Annotated in this window: 22 protein-coding genes, 1 tRNA gene and 1 pseudogene; 11 read left to right on the top strand and 13 right to left on the bottom strand. The window is 62.3% G+C overall.

Translation table 11 applies throughout. The features are described from left to right. Positions 1–45: 45 nt before the first annotated feature. Positions 46–672, top strand: coding sequence for a LysE family translocator (locus ACZ0AI_RS00425; protein WP_463564070.1), 627 nt, complete (start codon positions 46–48; stop codon positions 670–672). A 59-nt stretch (positions 673–731) separates the two neighbouring features. Here ACZ0AI_RS00425 and ACZ0AI_RS00420 read toward each other — a convergent pair whose 3' ends face one another. The 5 genes and pseudogenes from ACZ0AI_RS00420 to ACZ0AI_RS00400 form a co-directional block, all read right to left on the bottom strand. Beyond that, on the bottom strand, positions 732–1,445 hold the full coding sequence (locus ACZ0AI_RS00420; protein ID WP_463566028.1) for a methyl-accepting chemotaxis protein: 714 nt from the start codon (positions 1,443–1,445) through the stop codon (positions 732–734). A gap of 156 nt (positions 1,446–1,601) precedes the next feature. Then, positions 1,602–1,775, bottom strand: a pseudogene (locus ACZ0AI_RS00415) (HAMP domain-containing protein); the annotation flags it as partial. 822 nt (positions 1,776–2,597) lie between these two features. Beyond that, positions 2,598–3,149 carry a DUF4124 domain-containing protein gene (locus ACZ0AI_RS00410; protein ID WP_463564069.1) on the bottom strand — a complete coding sequence of 184 codons (552 nt, stop codon included), beginning with the start codon at positions 3,147–3,149 and terminating at the stop codon, positions 2,598–2,600. Positions 3,150–3,373: 224 nt separating this feature from the next. Continuing rightward, positions 3,374–3,889 (bottom strand): hypothetical protein, encoded by a 516-nt coding sequence (locus ACZ0AI_RS00405; protein WP_463564068.1) that lies wholly within the window; start codon positions 3,887–3,889, stop codon positions 3,374–3,376. 180 nt (positions 3,890–4,069) lie between these two features. Next, the gene (locus tag ACZ0AI_RS00400; protein WP_463564067.1) at positions 4,070–4,843 is read right to left on the bottom strand and encodes an alpha/beta fold hydrolase; all 774 of its coding nucleotides are present in this window, start codon (positions 4,841–4,843) and stop codon (positions 4,070–4,072) included. A gap of 89 nt (positions 4,844–4,932) precedes the next feature. Between ACZ0AI_RS00400 and ACZ0AI_RS00395 the strand changes: the two genes are divergently transcribed. After that, positions 4,933–6,372: an HD domain-containing phosphohydrolase gene (locus ACZ0AI_RS00395; RefSeq protein WP_463566205.1), complete on the top strand. Its 1,440-nt coding sequence runs from the start codon at positions 4,933–4,935 to the stop codon at positions 6,370–6,372. A gap of 54 nt (positions 6,373–6,426) precedes the next feature. On the opposite strand, the gene ACZ0AI_RS00390 is transcribed toward ACZ0AI_RS00395, so the two are convergent. After that, a complete protein-coding gene (locus ACZ0AI_RS00390) occupies positions 6,427–7,350 on the bottom strand; it encodes a LysR family transcriptional regulator (RefSeq protein ID WP_463564065.1) in 924 nt (307 codons plus the stop codon). A gap of 117 nt (positions 7,351–7,467) precedes the next feature. On the opposite strand from ACZ0AI_RS00390, the gene ACZ0AI_RS00385 reads away from it, so the two are divergent. From ACZ0AI_RS00385 to ACZ0AI_RS00375, 3 genes are all read left to right on the top strand, one after another. Next, a complete protein-coding gene (locus tag ACZ0AI_RS00385; protein ID WP_463564064.1) occupies positions 7,468–7,797 on the top strand; it encodes a nuclear transport factor 2 family protein in 330 nt (109 codons plus the stop codon). After that, positions 7,794–8,567, top strand: coding sequence for an SDR family oxidoreductase (locus ACZ0AI_RS00380; protein ID WP_463564063.1), 774 nt, complete (start codon positions 7,794–7,796; stop codon positions 8,565–8,567). Before ACZ0AI_RS00385 ends, ACZ0AI_RS00380 begins: the two co-directional genes overlap by 4 nt. Positions 8,568–8,788: 221 nt before the next feature. Continuing rightward, positions 8,789–9,280 (top strand): hypothetical protein, encoded by a 492-nt coding sequence (locus ACZ0AI_RS00375; protein WP_463564062.1) that lies wholly within the window; start codon positions 8,789–8,791, stop codon positions 9,278–9,280. A 69-nt stretch (positions 9,281–9,349) separates the two neighbouring features. Here the strand turns inward: ACZ0AI_RS00375 and ACZ0AI_RS00370 are convergent, their stop codons facing one another. Next, positions 9,350–9,745 carry a winged helix-turn-helix transcriptional regulator gene (locus ACZ0AI_RS00370; protein WP_463566027.1) on the bottom strand — a complete coding sequence of 132 codons (396 nt, stop codon included), beginning with the start codon at positions 9,743–9,745 and terminating at the stop codon, positions 9,350–9,352. Between the two features lie 94 nt (positions 9,746–9,839). On the opposite strand from ACZ0AI_RS00370, the gene ACZ0AI_RS00365 reads away from it, so the two are divergent. The 3 genes from ACZ0AI_RS00365 (at position 9,840) to yghU (ending at position 12,834) form a co-directional block, all read left to right on the top strand. After that, a complete protein-coding gene (locus ACZ0AI_RS00365) occupies positions 9,840–10,760 on the top strand; it encodes an aromatic alcohol reductase (RefSeq protein WP_463564061.1) in 921 nt (306 codons plus the stop codon). A gap of 617 nt (positions 10,761–11,377) precedes the next feature. Next, positions 11,378–11,845: a RidA family protein gene (locus ACZ0AI_RS00360; RefSeq protein ID WP_463564060.1), complete on the top strand. Its 468-nt coding sequence runs from the start codon at positions 11,378–11,380 to the stop codon at positions 11,843–11,845. Between the two features lie 143 nt (positions 11,846–11,988). Next, complete coding sequence (gene yghU / locus ACZ0AI_RS00355) at positions 11,989–12,834, top strand: glutathione-dependent disulfide-bond oxidoreductase (protein ID WP_463564059.1); 846 nt, start codon at positions 11,989–11,991, stop codon at positions 12,832–12,834. Positions 12,835–12,974: 140 nt separating this feature from the next. Here the strand turns inward: yghU and ACZ0AI_RS00350 are convergent. Beyond that, positions 12,975–13,064 (bottom strand) — tRNA-Ser (locus ACZ0AI_RS00350). Positions 13,065–13,367: 303 nt separating this feature from the next. On the opposite strand from ACZ0AI_RS00350, the gene imuA reads away from it, so the two are divergent. Genes imuA through ACZ0AI_RS00335 form a run of 3 tightly spaced genes read left to right on the top strand, consistent with a single transcriptional unit; the run spans position 13,368 to position 18,479 of the window. Then, complete coding sequence (gene imuA, locus ACZ0AI_RS00345) at positions 13,368–13,988, top strand: translesion DNA synthesis-associated protein ImuA (RefSeq protein WP_463564058.1); 621 nt, start codon at positions 13,368–13,370, stop codon at positions 13,986–13,988. Position 13,989: 1 nt separating this feature from the next. Further along, a complete protein-coding gene (locus ACZ0AI_RS00340) occupies positions 13,990–15,402 on the top strand; it encodes a Y-family DNA polymerase (RefSeq protein WP_463564057.1) in 1,413 nt (470 codons plus the stop codon). Next, positions 15,390–18,479, top strand: coding sequence for an error-prone DNA polymerase (locus ACZ0AI_RS00335; protein WP_463564056.1), 3,090 nt, complete (start codon positions 15,390–15,392; stop codon positions 18,477–18,479). The genes ACZ0AI_RS00340 and ACZ0AI_RS00335 overlap by 13 nt, the downstream gene beginning before the upstream one ends. 220 nt (positions 18,480–18,699) lie before the next feature. Here the strand turns inward: ACZ0AI_RS00335 and ACZ0AI_RS00330 are convergent, their stop codons facing one another. The 5 genes from ACZ0AI_RS00330 to ACZ0AI_RS00310 form a co-directional block, all read right to left on the bottom strand. After that, positions 18,700–19,155: a GNAT family N-acetyltransferase gene (locus tag ACZ0AI_RS00330; protein WP_463564055.1), complete on the bottom strand. Its 456-nt coding sequence runs from the start codon at positions 19,153–19,155 to the stop codon at positions 18,700–18,702. 72 nt (positions 19,156–19,227) lie between these two features. Beyond that, a complete protein-coding gene (locus ACZ0AI_RS00325; protein WP_463564054.1) occupies positions 19,228–19,656 on the bottom strand; it encodes a group I truncated hemoglobin in 429 nt (142 codons plus the stop codon). 2 nt (positions 19,657–19,658) lie between these two features. Further along, positions 19,659–20,525 (bottom strand): DUF3034 family protein, encoded by an 867-nt coding sequence (locus ACZ0AI_RS00320; RefSeq protein WP_463566026.1) that lies wholly within the window; start codon positions 20,523–20,525, stop codon positions 19,659–19,661. Then, on the bottom strand, positions 20,522–22,828 hold the full coding sequence (locus ACZ0AI_RS00315; protein ID WP_463564053.1) for a bifunctional diguanylate cyclase/phosphodiesterase: 2,307 nt from the start codon (positions 22,826–22,828) through the stop codon (positions 20,522–20,524). The genes ACZ0AI_RS00320 and ACZ0AI_RS00315 overlap by 4 nt, the downstream gene beginning before the upstream one ends. Then, on the bottom strand, positions 22,815–23,495 hold the full coding sequence (locus ACZ0AI_RS00310) for a methylamine utilization protein (RefSeq protein WP_225834233.1): 681 nt from the start codon (positions 23,493–23,495) through the stop codon (positions 22,815–22,817). Before ACZ0AI_RS00310 ends, ACZ0AI_RS00315 begins: the two co-directional genes overlap by 14 nt. Between the last annotated feature and the right edge of the window lie 17 nt (positions 23,496–23,512).

Raw genomic sequence — 23,512 nt, 5'->3', positions numbered from 1 at the left:
CACCGACAGACTGCCGGCATCTTTTCTCGAGAAGCGATGCCCGCCATGCAGCAGTTCCTGATCATTGCCGCCGCCCACTTCCTGGCGCTGCTTTCCCCGGGACCGGATTTCTTTCTGGTCGCCCGCACGTCGCTGTCTGCTGGTTGGCGAGTCGCCAGTGGCGCCTGCCTGGGCATTGCCGTGGCCAACGGCGTGTTCATCGTCGCGGCATTTACCGGGGTGTCGGCTCTGCAGCCGGGCAGCGTGCCCTTCATCGTGCTGCAACTGGTCGGCTGCCTGTACCTGCTTTATCTCGGCGTGCTGTTTATTCGCCACGCAGGCAGCAGTGTACTGCAGGCTGCGAACGGGGCCGCGCCAGCCAGGCAGCTCAATTGGCTGCAGGCCGCCGGCATGGGTTTCCTGTCGGGCATCCTCAACCCCAAGAACGCGCTGTTTTACGTCAGTCTGGCGAGCATGCTGGGGAGCTCGCAAGGCAGCGTCGGCTGGAAGCTATTCTATGGCGTGTGGATGTTTGCCGTGGTGCTAGGCTGGGATCTGCTGGTGGCGTTAGCGATCGGCAACGGGCGCCTGTTGCAACGCTTCCAGCGCGCACTGCCGCTGCTGGAGCGGCTCTCGGGGCTGGTACTGATCGCCCTGGCACTGGGGATGCTGGGCCTATTGCTGAAGAGCTGATGATGCATAGGCAGGCGCTCACTGCACGCCCGCCGACAGGCATGCTTGAGCCGTTTCGGTCAATCCTTGAGGCGCGCTGCCAGAGTCGACAGATCGCCAGACAGCCCCTGCATGGCTCGGCTTGCCGACTCGCTACGCTGCAGATCGGCCTCGTTGCTCTGGGCGATGGAAACGATCTCCGCCAGGTTACGGGCGATGTCTTCGGCAACCGAGGTCTGCTCCTCGGCAGCGGTAGCGATCTGCCGGTTCATGTCGCGGATCGCCTCCACCGCCTCGGAGATGCTGTGCAACCGTTCGCCAGCCACACCGACCTGGGCACGCCCTGCTGCGCTCTGCTGGGCACCGGCGTTGATGGCTGCGGTGGCTTCCTTCGAGGCGCTCTGCACGTTGGCGATCAGCTGGTGGATTTCGCTGATCGAGCTGGCGGTGCGGAATGACAGGTTGCGCACCTCATCGGCCACCACCGCGAAGCCCCTGCCTGCATCGCCCGCGCGTGCGGCTTCGATGGCCGCGTTAAGGGCCAGCAGGTTGGTCTGGTCGGCGATGCCGCGGATCACGTCCAGCACACTGCCGATGCGCTCGCTGTCGCTTTCCAGGCGGGTGATCACCTCAGACGTGCGGGTGATCTCGCTGTGCATCTGCTCGATGGTGGCGATGGTGCTGGCCATGGTCGCCTCGCCTTCCTGGGCAGCCTGATCGGCTTCATCCGCGGCACGGGCCGCCGCAGCGGAGTGCCGCGCCACCTCATCAGCCGTTGCGCTCATTTCATGCATGGCGGTGGCCACCTGATCGGTACGCGAAAACTGCTCACGAATACCGTGACCGATATGTCCCGCCACGCTGCTCAAATCATGGGTGGCGGCATCCAGCTCGCCGGTACCACGACGCAGTTGCTGCGACAGCGCCTGCATGAACTCGCGCAGGCGATTAGCAGCCTGGGCCAGGCGCCCTACCTCGTCCTCGCGACCTTCGCTCAGCCGCTCGCCGAACTGCCCACGACTGAGCAGATCGAGCTGGCCGGTGGCCTGCAGCAGCGGCGTGGTGATGCGCCGGTTAACCAGCCAGGCACTGAAAAGCGCCAGCAATATTCCCAGCCCAAGCATCGCCAGGCTGCCGAACAGCACGCTGCGCTGGGCGATCTCGCTCAACTGCGTGGCGCTCGCCTGGCTGCGCTCGTGCAGTTCGTTGACCAGTAACGACAGCTGCTCGGTGGTGGCTCGGTCGATGCCCTTCACTGCCGTGTCGCCGGCCTGAGCAGAAAACCCGGCCGCGGCAAAGGCCTCATAACCACGGCGATAGGCCTGGCCCATCTCAGCATGTGCGCGGCGCAATTCGCTCAGACGTTGACGCAGCTCGGCGCTGCCTGCCGTTTCGATCAAGTGGCCGATCTGCGCCTGCACGCGCCCCTCTTCGTCCTGAAACTGCTGCCAGTAGCGATTACGCTGGGTCTGGTCAGCACCGCGCAGCAACACGTTCTTCCATTCCTGCACCTGAATCTTGAATGCCAGGTTGGTCGCATCGACCTGGCGCGCCTCGTCCAGCGGGCCGCTGAGCAGCGCCTGATAGCCATCGAGCTGGCGCGACAACAGCGCGAAACCCGCCAGCGCAATCAACAACATCAACACCAGACCACCGCCAATCAGCAACACCAATTGGGCACGCAGCGAACGACCAAGGCTCATGGAAAACTCGAACGGGAGGGGGAAGTGCGATGATTTTATGAAGGCTGTGTTACGGATATATTGCAGCGTGATAGCCGACTGTCAGGCATGCATGCCCCCATCAACAAGAACTGACAGAAAACAACGACGCGCGGCATGCGTGGCCACTCGAATACGCGCTAACGAACCTCGGTGATGGTAGCCCGGCACGCTGGCAAACGGCAGCGGCAAAATGTCGGAGAATGAACGAGCGATAGGCTCTGGCTAGGGCGTCTTCATTCGCTTTTTGGCCTTCTCGATGCCCTCCTCCATAGCAGCGGCCGCCAGGCCTGAGCAGACCATCACGCCGGCCCCCTGAGAAAGGCATTCATAGCGCTGCTGATCCTCACCAGAACTGGTCACGCAGTTCTGCATGCTGATCCGCTCCTCGATGCCGGCGAAGTTCTTCTGACCTTCCGCGTATTCGGCAGCCGTGATTCGCCCAGCCTCCTTACGCTCCTCAGCCATTTCCTTGAGGTTCTCGATATCGATAGCCGTCCAGCGCATGGCGCTCTTGCACATTTCCCGCTTCGAGAGCTTGCCTGGAGCCGCGCCAACGGAGGCCTTCTGGGCAGGCGATACAGGAGCGGCCGCTCGGCCATCGCCTACGTATCCCTGATTGATGTTCACTGGCTCGGCTTGCTGCTGAGAGGCAGGTGGCTGGCTGCCGAAATGCTTCTGCCCGTTCTCATCCACCCAGGTGTAGACCTGGCTCAGCGCGGGAGCAGAGATAATGCTGCACAGCAGGAACAACGGTAGCGTCGTGCGACCGAGCATGATCGATAAATCCTTCTACATGCGCGAACTGCGCAGCAAGCAATCTAGAGCTGGGTGGTGGGTTTGCCAAGAGACAGAACGAGAAAAGCCTTGTGGACTGATGAGAGTGTGTTCCCGCGCACTGGAGAGCCCCGGTGATCCGCACCCATTAGCCGATGACGACACGTCGACTAGCGACGTTATCAGGCGCGCAACACAGCTTTTTCACGACCAACGCGTCGGGCTCAAGGCCCACATTGCCAATGCCCCTCGAACGTGCGGCTCGGGTTGTCCTTGAGCAGATAGGTAGCGTTGGCCGGATAGTGAGGTGACTCGCCATCGCCTACCGCAGCACCAGTCAGCTTGATCTCGATCGCCAATTGATCACCCTTGAATGTGGCGCCGTGCAGCATCCCGTCGAAACCTCCCTGTGCCTGAATCGCCACAACGCTATCACCAAGCTTCGCCACGCCTTGCGCGTCGGCCTTGCTGGCGACGTCGCCGGCTGCATAGAGGTAGACATCATCCTTCGCCGAAAAGGTACACACCAACTCACCCGGCAGCCTGGCCTCGGTGATGTCCGTCCCGGTCAAAGGCGCCAGCCTGGCAGAGGCCGCGCGCTCTGTAGAGGCCGCTGAAGGAACGTCCTGGGCCTGAGGCGCCTCCTCCTCAGCCCAGCAACTCACCAGCGCAGAAACCAGCAGCATGCAGGCCATGACGTTTCGACTCTGCAAGATGAAACCGTGGCGATTCTGAAACATCATGTCCTCCATCACTACCGTCGTGGGCCTGGCAGGTAAGCCCACCACGTCAAGTGAACGGCCTGCCTTTCAACCGACCGCACCGATAACGCGACGTTGCGGTTAAATCCTGGCGCAAGACGCGCTGCGACTCACGCACCCCGCCTTGCGTACACCACAACGATGAGGTCGTAGTGGCGATCACTGCTCGCCGACACTGCGTACCGCCTGGAGAATCACCTTGGCGACTTCGGCAGGCTGCGACTGCTGGGGCACGTGGCTGGTGCGCAGTTCAGTCAGAGTGGCGCCGATACGCTTGGCGGATGAGCGCTGCACATCAGGGTGGATCATGCGGTCTTGCGTAGCGAGGATGTACCAGGACGGCTTGCTATTCCAGGCAGCGACCGTCGTACGGTCATCGAAGGCGGATGCCTTGATCGGGCCTTGCGTGGCGGTCATGACGGCGGTCTGTTCAGCCGGCAGATCCTGGGCGAAATCCTTGGCCATGCCCTCTGGCGTAAGGTAGAGGAAACCGTTGCCGTCTGCCTTGATCTGGCTGATGCCCGGAGGCGTAGGTGCGCCCTTGCCTTGCTCACCGCTGGCCTGCCCGGCATCGGGTGCGAAGGCAGCGACATACACCAGAGCCCTGACTTTTTCACTGCTGCCAGCCTCACTGATCACGGTGCCGCCCCAGGAGTGTCCGACCAACACAACCTCACCCGACTGGTTATCCAGCGTTCTTTTTGTCGCGGCAACATCGTCGGCCAGCGAGGTGAGCGGGTTCTGTACTACCGTAACGTGCACCCCTTCGGCCTGAATGAGCGGCACGACCTTGGCCCAGTCAGAGCCGTCGGCGAATGCGCCGTGTACGATGACAACGGAAGGCGTGGCATCGGCGGCCTGGCTCACATTCGCGACGAGGGTGCTGGCCAGAGCGAAGGCGGCGGTCACGAGTTGCGACTTGAATGTTTTCATGGGGTGAACTCCTGTGTTTGGAGTACAAATTCTGCTGGCAGGCTCGCTTGGCCGGTATCGGTCATTTACCCGACCCAGAGGCTTTTTTCATGGTTAGTGCGTTGCGCTTCGACGTCTCGTTAAACGCCGCACTGGGAGCGATCTCCCAGGTCGGCGACCTCAGCATGGGACAGCCCCTCGGGCACTCCTTGCGCGTCGCCAGGTTGGCGCGGATGCTGGCGCAAGCCATGCACGGCGAGGGCAACCACCTCGCGGTAGCCCAGCAGGTCGCCTTGCTGCGCTGGTCCGGCTGCACCGCCAATGCCGATGGCTTTGCCCACCTGCTGGGAGACGATGTGGACGGCCGCCGCGCGATGCTCGACCTGACCCTGGGCGCCGAGCAGATGAGCGCGGTGCACCAGGCAACTCCACTCGCCGTCGTGCACTGCGAGGTGTCCGGCGAAATTGCCAAGACACTCGAGCTCGGCGCGGCGGTCGAGTCGGGAGTGTGCCGGGTATTCGAAACCTACGACGGAACTGGCCGCCCCCTGGGCCTCACCCACGAACACATCCCGGAAGTGGCTTACCAAGTCGTGCTTGCCGGGGACCTGGACATTCTCAGCCGAGCCCACGGCCTGGACGCGGCGTTGCGCTGGATCAGCGAGCAGTCCGATCGACGCTACCCCGCGCCCCTCGCCGCCCTGCTCGTACGACATGCCAGGGAGTGGTTGAGCGATCTGGACACCACACCCGACACGCTGCTCGACAGCGAGTCAGTAGGCGCAGTGTCGTTGACCCTGGTGGGGGACGTGATCGACCTGAAGCTCCCCTGGCTAGCGGGGCACTCGAGGCAAGTCGCACATGTCGCCGTGGAAGCCGCGCGCTTGTGGGGGCTGCCTGAGCCCGAGTTGATGGACATCGGCAAGGCCGCGCTGATTCATGGTCTCGGCCGAGCTGCGGTTTCCAACCATCTCTGGAATACCGCAGGGCCGCTGCCCTACGGCGCAGCGGAGCGCATCCACCTCGTACCCTACTGGACGCACAAGGCCTCCAGGCAGATCAGCGAGCTGGCCGTGCCCGGCGAGATCGCTGCCCATGCTTACGAGCGGCTCGACGGCAGCGGCTACTTTCGCGGTGCAGCGGCCGACGCCCAATGCCCTGCTTATCGATTGCTCGCCACCACTGTCGCCTGGGTGGCGCTGAGGGGTGCCCGCCCCTGGCGACCGACTTACAGCGAATCGGAAGCGGCCAGGCTGCTCAAGCAGGATGCCAGCCGTGGGTTGTTCGACGGAGAAATCTGCGACGCGGTGATCGCCGCAGCACGGGGCGAACGGCGGCTGCCTCAGCCGAAAAGTATGCTGCTCACCGCACGTGAATGCCACATCCTCCTGGAGATCAGCCGTGGCGCCAGCAACAAGGAAGTGGCGCGCCGTCTGGAAATCAGCCCCAGCACCGTGGGCACCCACATGGAAAGCATTTTTCGCAAGCTGGGCTGCTCCACCCGAGCGGCGGCTACCCTGAAGGGGCTGACCCTGGGTCTGATCTCCTGATACCCGACATGGGCGGCGTCCAGCTCGCTCCCACAGGGAAACTCAAGTAGGAAGTCAGGTCGGCTTAGCGAGTTCGTCCTTGCCTGGCAGGCTGGCGCGAGCCATGGCGATGAATGCCTTGAGTGCGGCAGAGGGATTGCGACGATTCGGATAGTACAGACACAGATTGTCTCTGGGCGGCGTCCAGTCTTCGAGTACCCGCTCGAACTTCCCGGTCTCGATCTCGCCCTGAACATCCTGCTCGAGGAAAAAACCGAGCCCCACACCCACCTGCACGACAGCCATGGCGATGCTGGATTCATCCAAGGTGAGCTGGCCGTTCACCTCAAGCCTGATCACGTCCCCTGCTCGCTCGAAATGCCAGGGATAGATCGCCCCATTAGGCAGGCGGATGCGAATGCACTGATGGTCGAGCAGATCAGCGGGGCTGCGCGGCCGGCCGTGCTTGTCGAAGTACGCTGGCGAACCGACCACGGCGTAGCGTTGCGGTTGGCCAATCGGGATCACGATCATGTCACTGGGGACGAGGCTCACGGAACGTACGCCCAGGTCGAAACCGTCCGCGACGATATCCACCAGACGCCCCTCGGTAACCAAGTCGATGTGCACCTTCGGGAAGCGCTGCACAAACTCCAGCATCAGTGGCAGCAGCGCAGTGCGAGCACTCGCGAATGCGTTGATGCGCAAAACGCCTGAAGGCCCAGCATTGTGAGAGCGCACCGTTTCCAGTGCAGTGCGCACGTCCTGCAAGGCCGGGCCCACCTGCTCCAGAAACATCTTGCCCGCCTCGGTCAGAGACACGCTGCGGGTCGTGCGATTGAACAGCCGGGTTTCGAGATTCGCCTCCAGCCTGGCGATGGTATTGCTCAGCGCGGTGGTTGAAACGCCCAGGTCGATAGCCGCCTGCCGAAATGACGCCCTACGTGCCACGGCCACTACAGCGTCCAGGTCATTGAGAGCGAAGCGAGGATCTGGCATCAAATTATCCTGATTTTCAGGACTAGCCATTAACGTCCATCCCAGTTGAGCAAATTATCAACCAGGCGGCAAGATCGCACTCGTGCCCCCACAAACCGCGAGACAGGAGATCAATCCGTGAATCCTCAACTTCCCGAAGCCGTGAAGGCTTACTTCGAAATCAGCAATGGTAGCGACGCGTCACGCCTTGCAGGCTGTTTCAGTGCAGATGCCACGGTGACCGACGAAAACCGAACGCATCAGGGCACCGAGGCAATCCACGCCTGGCAACACGAAGCGCAGCAGGCATTCACCTACCAGGTCGAGCCACTGGAAGCCGTACATCGAGATGGCCGACTGGTGGTAACCGCACAGGTCACCGGCAACTTCCCCGGCAGCCCGGTAAAGCTGAATCATCTGTTCCTGCTGGAAGAGGGTCGGATTCGTTCGCTGGAGATTGCGCCATGAACCTCGACCTGAGCGGCAAGCGAGTTCTGGTTACCGGCGGCACCAAAGGCGTCGGAAGCGCGGTAGTCGATCTGTTCCTCGCCGAAGGCGCGAAGGTGATCACCTCGGCCCGACAGACAACCCGCGACATGCCGGAAGAATTGTTCGTTGCGGCAGACCTCTCGACCGTGGAAGGTTGCGAAACGCTGGTAGCGCAGGCCAAGCGGCGCTTGGGCAGCGTGGACATCATCGTTCATGTCCTCGGTGGTTCGTCGTCGCCTGGCGGCGGGTTCGCGGCGCTGGGCGAAGAGCATTGGCAACGCGAGCTCGACCTCAACCTGCTTCCGGCAGTGCGTCTGGATCGCGCCCTGCTCACGGAGATGCTGGAGCGAAAACAAGGCGTCATCATCCACGTGACGTCCATTCAGAGCCGGCTGCCCTTACCCGAAGCCACCACGGCCTATGCCGCTGCCAAGGCGGCGCTGTCGACCTACAGCAAGAGTCTGTCGAAAGAAGTCTCGCCAAAAGGTGTGCGCGTAGTGCGGGTATCGCCGGGGTGGATTGAAACCGAAGCGTCGGTCGCCCTGGCAGAGAGGCTGGCGAGCGAGGCCGGTACCGACTATGAAGGCGGCAAACGGATAATCATGGATGCTCTGGGCGGTATTCCACTCGGGCGCCCTTCGACGCCATCGGAGGTGGCCAATCTCATTGCGTTCCTGGCCTCGTCTCGTGCGGCATCCATCACGGGCAGCGAATTTGTCATCGATGGCGGAACGCTGCCAACTGCCTGACCGCGTTGGCACGTTCAATCACCTGGCCGTCTATCCACTCGATGGCGAAGAGTTGGTGAGTGGTGAGCCTTCCTTGCTGGCATTGCGGGATCCGAACATTGTCCGCTCTCGGCCAGGCGGGCGACATCTTTTCGCCGACGAACCCAGCCAGACTGAATACAATATGCGTCAGACTATCGCAGGCCATGAATGTGGCTGCACCGGACAAGGAACCCGCCTCCATGGCCTCCCCTGACAAACAGCAAAAACGCGCCCAGCGGGCCAAAGCCAAGGCCAAGCAGAACCGCATGGGCAAGCCGAAGCCCAATGTCCTGCATCCGGTTCTGGCCAACCCGCTGATCAACGAGCCGTTTGATGACGTCGAAATCGACCTGAGCACCTTCGATTTCAAGGACATCGAGGAGAACGGTTTCAACCCGGCCCATTTCGACGACCTGTTCCAGACCATGAAGATGGCCGAAGGCATCAGCCTGCTAGCGATGTGCCTGGTGTTTCTGCAATACCCGGTGCTGGAACTGGTGGTCGCTGAGGAAGAGGAAGACCCGGCGACCGACTTCATGATGGGCCTGCTGATCGTCTACCGCGGGATCTTCCATGATGAAGACGAGGACGCGGCAGTGGCCTGGATCGGCAGCGATGCCTTCCAGAGTGCCTACAACGAAGCGTCGATGCTCCTGCAGAAAAGGAATGCCCGCGCCAGTACCCACGCCTGAGCAGTTTGCCCCTTCAGCGCCTGACTGGGGCTACGCCCCCAGCCGCCACCTTCGATAATCCCTGCACGCTCAAACCTGGTCGAATCGAACACGCGCTGCGCGAAAATCGTCTGCGTGTTCCAACAGCCAGGTCCATAGCGGCACCATCTGCACCAGAAAGCTCCGACCCAATGCGGTCAGTTGGTAATCGACACGGGGCGGCACCTCGCCGTGATCGCAACGGGCGATCAATCCGTCCCGTTCAAGTTGTCGTAGGCTACGGGTCAGCATGCGCTGGGTAATGCCCTGCAAGCGCCGGCCGATTTCTGCGTGTCGCAGTTTTCCCTCTACTCCCAGTGTATGGACGATACCCAGCGACCAGCGATTGCCCGCATGAGTCAGAACCTCACGCTTGAGCCCGTCGTCCTCGTCACTGAGTGCGTCGCAGGTGGCTTGAGATAAGCGAATTACCTCTTCTTCGGTCATTGCGTTCATGCGGTATCACTCGTGTGCCTTCTTCTGGATGTTCGCCAATGGTGACAGGATAAAAACATCACTGATCATTCACTGCGAGTAACCGATGCAACCACAGTCTCCTGTAAAAACCGACAACATTCTCGTCCTGGGCGCCGGTGAACTCGGCATGGCCGTGCTCCGCGAACTGGCGGCCCAGCCGGCAGCGCGGGTAACGGTGATGCTGCGAGCATCCGCTCTTGATACCGGTTCAGAAAGCAAACGCCAGACGCTCGAAGAACTGAGCACACTGGGTATCGAAGTGGTATCTGCAGATGCCGCAAACGACTCCGAAGAAAAGCTCGCCGCGTTGTTCAGTGGTTTCGACACGCTGGTCAGTTGCTTGGGGTTCGCAGCCGGGGCAGGCATACAGCGCAAGCTGGCCAGGGCAGCACTGAAGTCGGCGGTGAAGCGTTATGTGCCCTGGCAGTTCGGTGTGGATTACGACGTGATCGGCCGCGGCAGCCCACAGAACCTGTTCGACGAACAGCTGGACGTGCGTCAACTGCTGCGCGGCCAGTCACGGGTGCAATGGCTGATCATCTCCACCGGCATGTTCACCAGCTTTCTGTTCGAACCTGCATTCGGCGTAGTGGATCTGAGCCAGAACACCGTGCGCGCGCTGGGCAGCTGGGACACTGCCGTAACGGTCACCACACCGGAAGATATCGGCCGCCTGACGGCTGCCATCCTGTTCGAGCCGGAGCTGGTCAACCAGGTCGTCTTCACCGCGGGCGACACCCTCACCTACCGGCAACTGGCGGACACCGTCGATCAGCTACTCGACCGCAAGGTCGAGCGCGTGGAATGGACGGTGCCCGCGCTCAAGGCCGAGCTGGCTGCAGCCCCCGATGACTCGCTGCGCAAGTACCGGGCGGTGTTCGCCGAAGGCAAAGGCGTCGCATGGCCAAAGGTGGACAGCTACAACGCACGAGCGAAGATCGATACCGTCGACGTCGCGCAATGGATCGAACGGCATTTGCGCTGATACGCGGTGCTGCGTGTTCCGGCAAATAGCCGACGCTTGAACGCACCGCCGTCGCAAAGTCCAGCTAGACGAGCTTTGATCTCGATCTGGAAGCCGGCCAGCCAAGTTACGCCCATGCATGTCAGCGTCGGATGCGGAGTTCGGACGTCGTACTCACCAAGCATTTTTCTACCGAGCGTCAGGAGGCACTCAGCGGTAGAAATGTCATAGCGTACGTAACGGGCCCGGACGAGCATTTCTGATTGCACTTGGCGGGCGTCGATGGAGTGGAGTTGCTCGACGATGGCCAGGGAGGCCCTTTCGCACGGATTGCGGAATGGGTTTCCCGAACAGCAAGCTCGCGAGTAACCATTTGAAGGGAGCCTCTTCATGGGCGCCATCGAGCCCAAGCTGCTACGCGGTCATACGCTGGTCGATCACGCGGATTGAGATTAATGGGACTCTGCCAATGAGCTGCAACGGGTAGCCGCAAGGTTCAGGCATCGGAGTTCGGGCAAAAATGGCCTGATCGCTGAAACATCCCAAGCCAACGTACGAATCGCCACCCCGCATGCCGATGTCGTATCGTCCTGCTGCCACCAGACGCAATACGGTCTTTCGAGAGGAGTGATGCAGACATGCGGGATCAGACGCTGGAACGCTTGCAGCAGCTAGGATGGGAATTGCCCACACCGCCCCGTCCGCTCGGGGCCTACCGTGCAGTGGTAGATGCTGGTTCGCTGTTGCACATTTCCATGCAGGGGCCAATTGTCCAGGGCAAGCCCTCGATTACCGGGTTGCTTGGCCGCGAGATCTCTATCGAAGCGGGTCAGGAGGCAGCCCGGGTCAGCGTGCTGAATGCACTGGCCCAGGCGCGTGCCTACCTCGACAGCCTCGATCACATCAGACAGGTGGTACGCCTGGATGCCTATGTGGCCTGCGAAGACGCGTTCAGCCGCCACCCCGAAGTAATCGACGGCGCGTCGGAGTTGCTGGCCCAGGTCTTCGCAGAACGCGCTGGCCACGTGCGCACCGTATGTGGCGTTCGTAACCTGCCAGGCAACGCGCCGGTCGCACTGGCGCTGGTTCTCGAGCTACAGCGATAGGTGGATGCCGATAACCACCGATCCAACCGACAACATCAGCCGAATCGATGATCAAAATGCGCAAAACGCATTCGAATGCCGGGCGTAATCCAGATAGCCTTGGCTTCGAATGCATTGTTCATGACGCTAACAGGGAGGAATCGATGACCCAATCTACCTACGTACCGCCAAAGGTCTGGAAGCACCTTGAGGCTTCCGGTGGCCAGTTCTCCAAGATCAACCGGCCCGTTGCCGGCGCGACTCATGAGAAGGAGCTGCCGGTCGGCAAGCATCCGCTGCAGCTGTATTCGCTTGCCACGCCCAACGGCGTGAAGGTGACCATCCTGCTTGAGGAGCTACTTGCACTGGGGCATAGCGGTGCCGAGTACGATGCCTGGCTGATCCGTATTTCCGATGGCGACCAATTCTCCAGCGGCTTTGTCGGCGTCAATCCCAACTCGAAGATTCCAGCACTACTCGACCAGAGTGCGGATACCCCTATCCGCGTGTTCGAGTCCGGGTCGATCCTGCTCTATCTCGCGGAAAAATTTGGCGCGTTCCTGCCGAAAGATCCAGCTGGCCGTACCGAAACCCTCAACTGGCTGTTCTGGCAAATGGGCTCTGCGCCCTACCTGGGTGGCGGCTTCGGGCACTTCTATGCCTATGCGCCGGAGAAGTTCGAGTACGCAATCAATCGCTTCACCATGGAAACAAAACGTCAACTGGATGTACTCAACCAGCGACTCGCCGAAAACCGCTACTTGGCGGGCGACACCTACACCATTGCCGATATTGCCGTGTGGCCCTGGTACGGCGAACTGGTGAGGAACAACGTGTATTCGGCTGCCGAATTCCTTGCTGTTCATGAATACCCGCATCTTCTGCGCTGGGCCGATGAAATCGCCAACCGCGAAGCAGTCCAGCGCGGCAAACGCGTCAATCGCACCTGGGGCGACGAAGCGCAGCAAGTGCCCGAGCGGCATCAGGCTTCGGATCTGGACAAGTCCTAAGGCAGTAAGGCCCTCGGCGAAGGCCTAGGGCCTCCAATTGGACGCGTTTGTTTCGACCAGCGCGCCAAAATCCAGCAGGAAATAAGCGAGTAGAAACGAAAAAGCCCCAATGCTTTTCAGTATCGGGGCTTTTTTTGATATGGCGGGAAGATAGGGATTTGAACCCTAGGTACCATCGCTGATACAACGGATTTCGAATCCGTCCCGTTCGGCCACTCCGGCATCTTCCCAGGCGGCGCGCATGATATCAGTAGAAATCGGTTTGGCGAACCCCGTCGGGCAATTTTTTTCGCTTGGTTTCAATTGCTTGCCTCATTCGGCCAACCAATAAGCGGCAGCTAACCGGCCTCCTTCGTGCCTAAGGACTTGAGTGCGAAGCCTCGCAGGCCGCTACGGCGTTGATGGGTGTGGCACTTGCCACCCGCTTGCCAACGTTCAGTCAGAATTCGGAGTGATCCACTCGGCGGATACTGGCTTGTCGACTAGATAAAATACTGTACATTTGAACAGTATTTTTATGCCGTCCGATTACCATGTCTTCTGTCGTAGCCCTCGATCATTTGCTCAACGAGCGCCGTATCTGGCGTGGCCAGAGCGCTGTTGCGCCCAGCGGCTACCAGCCCACAGGCAACCCTGCGCTGGATGCGGCGCTGCCTGGTGGTGGCTGGCCGGAAGCGGCGTTGAGCGAGTTGCTGGTTGCGACACCGGGCATTGGCGAGCTGCGTTTGTTGCTGGCGACTCTCGCGCGTTTGAGCGCTGCCGGTGAGCGGGTGGTGCTGGTCGCTCCGCCCTATCTGCCTTACCCCAGCGCGTGGCTGGCGGCTGGGGTGAAGATGAAGCAGTTGACGCTGATCCAGGCGTCTGCCCAGGAGGCCTTGTGGGCAGCCGAACAGTGCCTGCGCTCGGGCAGCTGCGGTGCGGTGGTGCTCTGGCCGCAGCGGGCCGATGATCGGGCATTGCGCCGCCTGCAGATCGCTGCGGAAACCGGGCAGACCCTGGCTTTCGCCTACCGCCCACTGCATGAGGCGCAGAACCCCTCGCCTGCGGCCTTGCGCCTGACCATCGAAGCGCAACCGGCTCAGGTGCGCGTGCTCAAGTGCCGTGGCGGGCAGCCTCCGGCGCGCGCATTTCCCCTGAGCACCTGGGGGCGATGACATGCGCTGGGCCTGCATTCTTCTGCCGCAACTGGCCATGGACGGGATATTGCGCGGCCGCGAAGACGCCGACACGCCGCTGGTGCTGCTCAGCGGCCCAGCGCAGCGGCAGCTGTTGCAGGCGGTCACCCCGGCGGCTCGGGCACTTGGCCTGCGTCCGGGGCAGACGCTCACGGCTGCGCAGTCGCTGAACTGCGCGTTCGCCAGCGCCGAGTACGACCCGGCGGATATCGAGCGCTGGCGCAATTTTCTCGCCGCCTGGGCTTACGGTTTCAGCTCCCAGGTCAGCCTGCACTACCCACGCTGCCTGCTGCTGGAGGTGCAATCCAGCCTGGCCCTGTTCGGCCCCTGGCCGCGCTTCGAAGCACGCTTGCGCGAAGAGCTGACGGCGCTGGGCTTTCGCCATCGCATCACCCTGGCGCACAACCCAGCCGCAGCGCGCATGCTCGCCAATCTCCACGACGGCCTGGCGGTGACGGACGAACAGGCCCTGAGCCAGCAGATCGCGGCCATGCCTCTGGATCGCATCGGCCTGCCCGTCGAGCTGCTCACGGCCCTGACGCGCATGGGCCTGCGCCAGGTGCGTCAGTTACAGGCGCTGCCTCGTGACAGCCTGGCGCGGCGTTTTCCTGCCGAGTTACTGAGTCGCCTGGATACCCTGCTGGGCCTGCGCCCGCTGGCACTGGATTATTACCGGCCACCGGATGTGTTCGATACGCGCCTGGAGCTGCACTTCGAGGCGGAATCGACCCAGGCCCTGCTGTTTCCATTACGCCGCCTCACTGCGGATCTGGCCGCCTACCTGGCGGGGCGGGACTGCGGCGTGCAGCGTTTCGTGGTGCACCTGGAACACCGCGAGGGTGATGACAGCCTGCTGCCGGTGGGCCTGCTCAGTGCCGAACGGGAAGCGGCGATGTTGCTGGAGTTCACCCGTGGCCGTCTGGAGCAGTTGCAACTGCCGTCGCCGGTGCTGGCGATCCGCTTGGTGGCCAATGATCTGCCGGTTTTCGTGCCGCACCACCAAGCGCTGTTCGACGAGCGCCCGCAGCAGAGCCTGGGCTGGGAACAGTTGCGCGAACGCCTGCGGGCACGCCTGGGTGACGACGCCGTACAGGGCCTGAGCGCCCATGCCGATCATCGCCCCGAGAAAGCCTGGCGCACGCAAACTATGGGCAGCGCCGTTACTGGGCAATGCGGTGCCCGGCCCAGCTGGCTGCTGCCGGAGCCTCAGGCTCTGCATGAATCCGGGCTGCGTATTCTCACGGGCCCCGAGCGCATCGAGTCCGGCTGGTGGGATGGCGAGGACGTACGCCGCGACTATTACCTGATCGAGACCCGTAATGGCCAACGCGGCTGGGCATTCCGCGCGGTCGGCGAAGATGGCCCACTGCATCTGCACGGATGGTTCGCATGAGCCAGGTGGCCTACGCCGAGCTGCACTGCCTGTCGAACTTCAGTTTTCAGCGTGGCGCTTCCAGCGCCGAAGAGCTTTTCGAGCGGGCCAGGCTGCTGGGTTACCGCGCCCTGGCGATCACCGACGAATGTACCCTGGCTGGAATCGTGCGCGCCTGGCAGGCGGCCAAGAAGCACGAGGTAGATTTGATCGTCGGCAGCGAGATGACGCTGGAGAACGGCGCCCGGTTGATCCTCCTGGCCGAGAACCTGACTGGCTACCAGACGCTGTGCGGGCTTATCACCCGAGCTCGGCGACGTGCGGAAAAAGGCCGCTATCGGCTGCTGATCGATGACATTCCCGCAACGCCGGAGGGCTTGCTGGCCATCTGGCTGCCAGGTCCGGATGACCACGCCACAGCCGGAGCCTGGCTGCAGGCACGCTTTCCCGAGCGCCTGTGGCTGGGTGTGGCGCTACACCGTGGCGCCGATGACCGGGCGCACCTGCAGCATTGTCTGGGTCTGGCCGGGCAACTGGGTGTCCGTGCGGTTGCCTGCGGTAACGTGCACATGCACGCCCGTGGCCGCCGAGCCCTGCAGGATTGCATGACGGCGATCCGTCACCACTTGCCGGTGGCCGAAGCCGGCGCCTACTTGTTCGCCAATGGCGAGCGCCATTTGCGCCGCCGCGAGGAGCTGGCCGAGATTTATCCGCCGAGGTTGCTGGCCGAAACCTTGCTTATCGCCGAGCGCTGCCGGTTCGATCTTGGCGAACTCGAGTATCAGTATCCCCATGAACTGGTTCCCGCAGGTCACAAGGCCAGTTCCTGGCTGCGCAAACTGGTTGAGGACGGTATTCCCGGTCGTTGGCCGAAAGGCCTCAGTGACGAGGTACGCGGCCGCATTGAGTACGAACTGCAACTGATCAGCGAACTGGGTTACGAGAGCTACTTTCTCACCGTGCACGATATCGTCCGTTTCGCCCGCGAGCAGTCGATCCTCTGCCAGGGCCGAGGCTCGGCAGCCAACTCGGTGGTGTGTTTTGCCCTTGGCATCACCGAGCTCGACCCAATGCACAGCAAGCTGCTGTTCGAGCGCTTCCTGTCCCGAGAACGTAACGAGCCACCCGATATCGATGTGGACTTCGAGCATGACCGCCGTGAGGAAGTCATCCAGTACGTGTTCCGCCGCTATGGCCGCGACCGGGCGGCGCTCACTGCAGTGGTCAGCACCTATCACGGTGCCGGGGCGATTCGTGACGTGGCCAAGGCCCTGGGTTTGCCGCCAGACCAGATCAACGCCCTGGCCGCCTGCTGTGGCCGCTGGAGCGACCGCATCCCCGATGCCGAGCGCCTGCGCGAAGCCGGCTTCGATCCGCAGAGCAAGGTGCTGCATCGCGTGCTGGTGCTGGCCGGCGAGTTGATTGGTTTTCCCCGTCACCTCTCGCAGCACCCTGGCGGCTTCGTGATTTCCGAGCACGCGCTGGACACGCTGGTTCCGGTGGAAAACGCCAGCATGGCCGAGCGGACGGTGATCCAGTGGGACAAGGACGACCTCGATGCCGTTGGTCTGCTCAAGGTCGACGTGCTCGCCCTGGGCATGCTCAGCGCCCTGCGCCGCTGCTTCGACCTGCTTGCCGACTACCGCGGCAAACACTGGACCCTGGCCACACTGCCCCAGGAGGACAAGGCCACTTACGAGATGATCAGCCGCGCGGACACCGTGGGCGTGTTCCAGATCGAATCCCGCGCACAGATGGCCATGCTGCCGCGCCTGCGTCCCGCGACCTTCTACGATCTGGTGATCCAGGTAGCCATCGTGCGGCCGGGGCCTATTCAGGGCGATATGGTGCATCCCTACCTGCGTCGGCGTAACCAGGAAGAACCTGTCACCTACCCCTCCGACGAACTGCAGCCCGTCTTCGAGCGCACCCTGGGTGTACCGTTGTTTCAAGAGCAAGTGATGGAGCTGGCGATCATCGCCGCCGATTACACCCCGGGCGAAGCGGACGAGCTGCGCCGCTCCATGGCGGCCTGGAAGCGCCATGGTGGCCTGGAACATCACCGCCAGCGGCTGACCGAGCGCATGCTCGAGAAGGAGTATCCGCTTGAATACATCAACCGCATCTTCGAGCAGATCAAGGGCTTCGGCAGCTATGGCTTTCCCGAGTCCCACGCGGCCAGCTTCGCCCTGCTCACCTACGCCAGTTGCTGGCTCAAATGCCATGAACCGGCGGCGTTCGCCTGCGCGCTGATCAACAGTTGGCCAATGGGCTTCTACAACCCCGACCAGGTATTGCAGGACGCCCGCCGCCACGGTTTGCGCATCCACCCGGTGGACGTGCGCTACAGCCAGTGGGATTGCACCCTGGAAGCCATAGACAAATCACAGCCGGCCATCCGCCTCGGCCTGCGCCTGGTGAAAGGCTTTCGTGAGGACGATGCCCTGCGCCTGGCGGCCGCCCGCAACGTCGCGCCATTCGGCGATGTCGCCGACCTGTGCCGGCGTGCTCGCCTGAACAGCAACGCCCGGGCAAGGCTGGCCGATGCAGGCGCCCTGCAGGCGCTGGTTGGCCATCGCCACCAGGCGCGTTGGGCCATCGCCGGTGTCGAGCCGCAGTTGCCGCTGTTCGCCAGCCTGCCCGCACAAACGGAAACCACCATCGAGCTACCGCGCCCCAGCGTCGGCGAAAACCTGCTGACCGACTACGCGACGCTGGGCACCACCCTCGGCCCGCATCCGCTGTCGCTGCTGCGCAGCAAACTCAGGGCCGCCCGTTGCCGCAGCCGCAACGAACTACAGCACGTGGAACCGGGGCGCATGGTCAGCGTGGCTGGTCTGGTCATCGGCCGTCAGCGCCCACAGACCGCCAGCGGTGTGACCTTCGTCACCCTGGAAGACGAGTTCGGCATGATCAACGTACTGGTGCGCCTGGAGCTGGCCGAGCGCCAGCGCAAGACGCTGCTGCAGGCTCGCTTGCTGCGCATCGACGGGCATCTGGAGGCCGCCAATGGCGTGCAACACGTGATAGCCGGAAGACTCGTCGACCTCACCGACTGGCTACTGGGGCTGGATGTGCGCAGCCGGGATTTTCATTGAGGTTGGAGTAGATGAACCCCCTACGGTTGGTGGGCTAAAGCCCACCCTACCCCCAGGGGCATCAACCGTAGGGTGAGGCTTTAGCCCACTAAAGCCATTCAACGCCGATGGTGGCCGGAGGTTCAGAGCATGCGGTTCAGCACCTCGGGCTGTGGGCATTTTGGGTGGTGGGCTAAAGCCCACAGCAAAAACGGATCGCCAGTTACCGCAGGGCTATCGCTTATGGCTCGCGACGCATACCGATATGCGGAATGTCATCTTCCAGATATTCGTCAGTCACTGCGACGAAACCGTAACGTCCGTAATAGCCCTGCAGGTGCGCCTGGGCGGACATGTACACCGGCACGCCGGGCCAGCGTTGATCGCAGCCTTGTAGCGCCTGTTGCATCATGCCGTGACCAAGGCCGGTGCCACGTGCGCTGGCGGCGGTCACCACGCGGCCAATGACGACTTCGCCATCGTTGAGCGCCGGGTCGAGCAGGCGCAGGTACGCCACCAGTTCATCGCCCTGCCAGCCCAGCAAGTGGCAGGTATCGCCCTCCAGATCGCGACCATCGACTTCCAGATAGGGGCAGTTCTGCTCGACCACGAATACCTGGGTGCGCAGCGCCAGAGCTGCGTACAACTCGGTTTTGCTTAGCTCGGAGTGAGGCTTGAGGTGCCAGGTGACGGACATGATCGGCTCGCGAAAATAGGCTGAAAGACGGGGCCGAACTTTAAGCCTATTTCGTCATGGATAAAACAGTGGCTACTGCTCGATAATCTGCCCACGCAGAGCCGCCAGCCGCGCCAGCAGTCGGTTCTGGGTCGGCGTTGGCACGTCTTCGCTTTCCATCGCCACCTGCAGGTTCTCGACCAGGGCGTTGAAGTGGCTGGGCGTCAGCTTCTGGCCTTTGTGGCTTTCCTCGAGCGTATCGCCGGTGTAGACGCACGGCCCGCCAGCGATCACGCAGAACTTATCAACCAGCTTGTCGCGCAGGCCGGCGATATCGACCTTGGCAAAGAAGTGCACGATGCGCTCATCGCGCGCCACGTTGAGCAGCATGCCCTCGACGATGCGGGTGATGCCGGGCTTCTCGCCCAGCTCGCGGTACAGGCTGTCGTCCTTGGCTGGCTGCTGCGCGCAGCCGATCAGCAACAGCAGCAACAGTGCCGCAACGCAGAATGAACGCAGCATGCTCAGAAACTCCCCTGCACGGACAGATAGGCACCGTTCTGGTTATCCAGCGTGGCGATCTCGCCCAGCCGCGCATAAGCCAGCACCACGGCCAGGTGCTTGTTGGGAAAGTAGCCGATGAACAGGTCGGCCCAGTCGCTTTCCCCAGCGAAGTTGAGGTTGTCCGGCTTCTCCCGATATTCCACGCCCACGGCCCACCGGCGGTTGAGCAGAACGGCCACGGAGCCTTCCTTGAGCACCGAATGGCGGTCGCGACGGTCGCCGCCGAAACCGAGTAGGCCCAGTTCGTTGGCACGGCTGTAGCGCACGCCACCGTTGAGCAGCAGGTTGTAGCCGAAGGCACCACCGAGAATCAGTCGGCTGGCGGTCAGGTAGCCTTCGGTATCTGCGTCACGCTGGGCACCGATCAGGCTGGGGATGAGGAAGTCCTTCTGGCGCTTGTGCTGAATGCCCAGCGATACCTGGGGTAGCTGGTCATAGATGAGGTCGCCGAACAGCCGCACCTTGAGTCCGAAGATGTCCTGGCTGAGGCTGTTTTCCGGCAGGCTCAGGTTACGCGCCAGGTTGCCCAGATCGAAGCGCTGGCGAGCGTAGGAAAGCTCGATGCGATTCCCATAGGCGGCCGCGACGCCGGCCACGTCGAGGCGGTAGTCACCGGTTTCCACCCGTGTGGCGAACACGTCCGCGCCCCACTCGCCCTGCTCGCCATAGCCGGCCAATACCGCCCAGGGTGTGATGCCGCCACCGGCCGCGCCTTCCAGATTGCTAGCGCCGCCCGTGGCCAGCAGCCGCCCTTCACTGGCGACAGCGGCCGTGGTGAGCATTCCAAACAAGAGGGCGCCGGTCAGTTGGGATAAGGCCATGATCAATACACCAGAGAAACAGGGGATGTTAACGGCCGCTGCATCCATGCCTCGAAGGCTTGCGCCGCCAGTGGCCGGCTGATCAGGTAGCCCTGCACGCTGTCGCAATGCCAGCGGTCGAGCAGATCCAGGCTGCGTTGCAGCTCGACGCCTTCGGCCACCACCTTGAGGCCCAGGCTATGGCTCATTTCGATGGTCGAACGCACGATCACCGCATCTTCGCTGGTGTCGTGCAGGTCGCGGATGAAGGTCTGGTCGATCTTCAGTTCCTGCACCGGCATGCGCTTGAGCTGCGCCAGGGAAGAATAGCCGGTGCCGAAATCATCCACCGACAGGCCGATGCCCTTCTCGCGCAGGCCATGCAATACCTGTAGCGCTACGGCAGGATTGAGCATCACCCCGCTCTCAGTAATCTCGAAGATCAACTGCGAGGCCGGTACTTTGTAGTGCGCCAAGAGACGGCCGACTCGCGTGGGCAATTCGGCGTCGATCAGATCCTCGGTGGATATATTCAGCGAGAGTTGCACCACCTGCCCGCGTTGGCGCCACTCTTGCAATTGCCGAACACCTTCTTCGATCACCCAAGCGGTCAGTATCTGGATGCTGCCGGTGCGCTCCGCAAGCGGAATGAACTCGCCCGGAGAAACCATGCCGAACTGCGGGTGCTGCCAGCGCAGCAGGCCTTCGGCCTGCATTTTCGACGGGTTGCGGATGTCCAGCTTGGGTTGGTAATGCAGAAGCAGTTCTTCCTGCTGAGCGGCACGGCGCAGGTCGCGAATCAATTGCACCTGGCGCTGCTGGGCAACATCGCGGCCACTCTCATACACCTGAATTCGCCCCACCAGATGCCCGGCATCCTGCATGGCGATGGCGGCACGGCGCAGCAACTCTTCCGGTGTAGCACCATCGGTGGGATAAGCGGCGATGCCAATCCGGCAGTCCAGAGCAACATTCACGTTGTCGACCCGAAAGGGTTTCATGGAAAGCTGTTGAACACGATCCGCCGTAGCAACCGCGCTGTCGACGTCGGTACCTTCGAGCAGCAGCACGAGCTCATCACCGACCAGACGTGCCAAGCTGTCGGCCGGCCGCAATGCCACCTTGAGTCGGTTGGCCAGCTGCTGCATGACAAGATCACCACCACCGGCCTCGCAGCTCTCACAGACCGTGCGGAAATTTCCGATTCCCAGGTACAACAGCGCAATATGGCGCTTCGCAGTGATGGCGCTACCCAGACGCTCCAGTGCCAGATTACGGTTGGGCAGGTCGGTCAATGGATCGTGCAGGGCGTTGTGCGCCAACTGCCGCTCACGCTCGGCGATGCCCTGTTGCATGCTCTGAAAGGCCTTGGCCAGGCTGCCCAGCTCATCAGCACGATCGAGCGCCAGCGGCACCTCATAGTCACCCTGTCCGATTCGCTCCGCGGCACCAGCCAGGCGGCAGATCGGTTGAGACAGGCTTCGCGCCAGCAACAGTGCGCCGACCAGCGAAGCCAGCAATGCGACTACGGCGATGAAGAGGATTTTCCGGTTGAGGGCCGCGATCGAACCGCGCGCCTGCTCCAATGAACGCTGCAGCAATGCCTGCACGCGGAAGCCGTCGCCGCTGGCGAGCACCAGACGCTGCACCAGAAAGGGCTCGCCGCCATGCAGCACTTCACCGCTGTCGCCCTCGAAGGCGATCATCGGCATATCGTCCAGGGTGCTTATACGCACGCCGGGCTGCCCTTCCATGGCGCCGGTCAGGGTCAGTTCCAGGTGAGTGAGCTGGTTCAGTTCACGGGCGAAGCTTTCATCGATAGCAAAGCCCATCACCAGCCGAGCAATGGGTAACGGCGCACTCACTGTGGCCTGCACCAGTAGATAAATGCTGCCATCGAAAGGCATCAGAAAGCTCTGCCCCTGACTGCCCAGTTGCGCGTTGATCTGCTCGGCCCGCGCCGTAGACAACGGCGCCAGGGTACTGGCCGTCAGCTTGCCATCCATGTCGAACATCATCACTACGCCAGCATTGATGCGCGCGCCATGATTGAACAGTGCCGAGCGGATGGTCGCTTCGTCGCCGCTGGCCACTGCTTCGCGAAAACCGAAATCGGTGGTCAGCACCTGCACCGCGTCCCTGAGCTGTCGCGAGTGCACATCGAGCAACTGCCCGAATACACCGGTACCGACATCCAGTTGCTCGCGTGCCTGGGTGCGAATCGATGCGTTGGTCGCCGCCTGAACGGCGAAATACAGCGCGCCGATCACCACAAGCAGTAGCAGGATCAGAACGCTGGCGATGCGCGCCTGGAAACTAGTGCGAACCATGTTCCACGGCTTTCTTGAAGGCATCCCCGAAAGCGCTTGGCGGCGCGCCAGGCGGCTCGGTTTCGCTCGGTGCTTCAACCGGCAACTGGAAGCGCTGTTGCACTGCACCAGCCTCGACCTTCAGGGCGCCGGCCTGTTGCGGCATCATGTCCGGCAAGGCGGAGTGCCACAGAGTTACGCGGTAGTCTCCCGCGGGCAGATTGTCGATGACCACCTTGCCCTGGGCGTCGCTGACGGCGAACCAGGGGTCGTCGGTGATGTACACGTAACCAACCATCCAGTCGTGGATATTGCAGCCCAACACCACAAGTCCTGGCTTATCGAACACGATTGGCGCACTGGGTGTGCCCTGGTACAGGCGTAGCTCGAAACGCTTGGGCGCCGAGAACGAATAGACGTGGTGACGGATGTCGTCGCGGTTCGGGAAGGTCACCGCTGTACCGGTACGTACAGCCAGTACGGAGGGCACGAAGCGCATGTCCTGCTGATCAATCACCGCTTTGCCTGGTGCCGCAGCACCATTCGCAGGGCCCTGCAGGGTAACCACCGCGTTGGCTAGCGGCGCGCCCTTGGCGTCGACCAGTTCACCCTGCAAGCTGGCAGCCTGGGCAACGGCCAACGAAGCGAGTAACCACAGAGGTAATGCGAGGAGAAAACGTTTGGTCATGATGAACTCGTCCAGAA

The sequence above is a fragment of the Pseudomonas sp. AC355 genome, from assembly GCF_979258205.1.
Note: the sequence above shows the minus strand (reverse complement) of the source record. Positions and strands in the feature narration are given on the sequence as shown.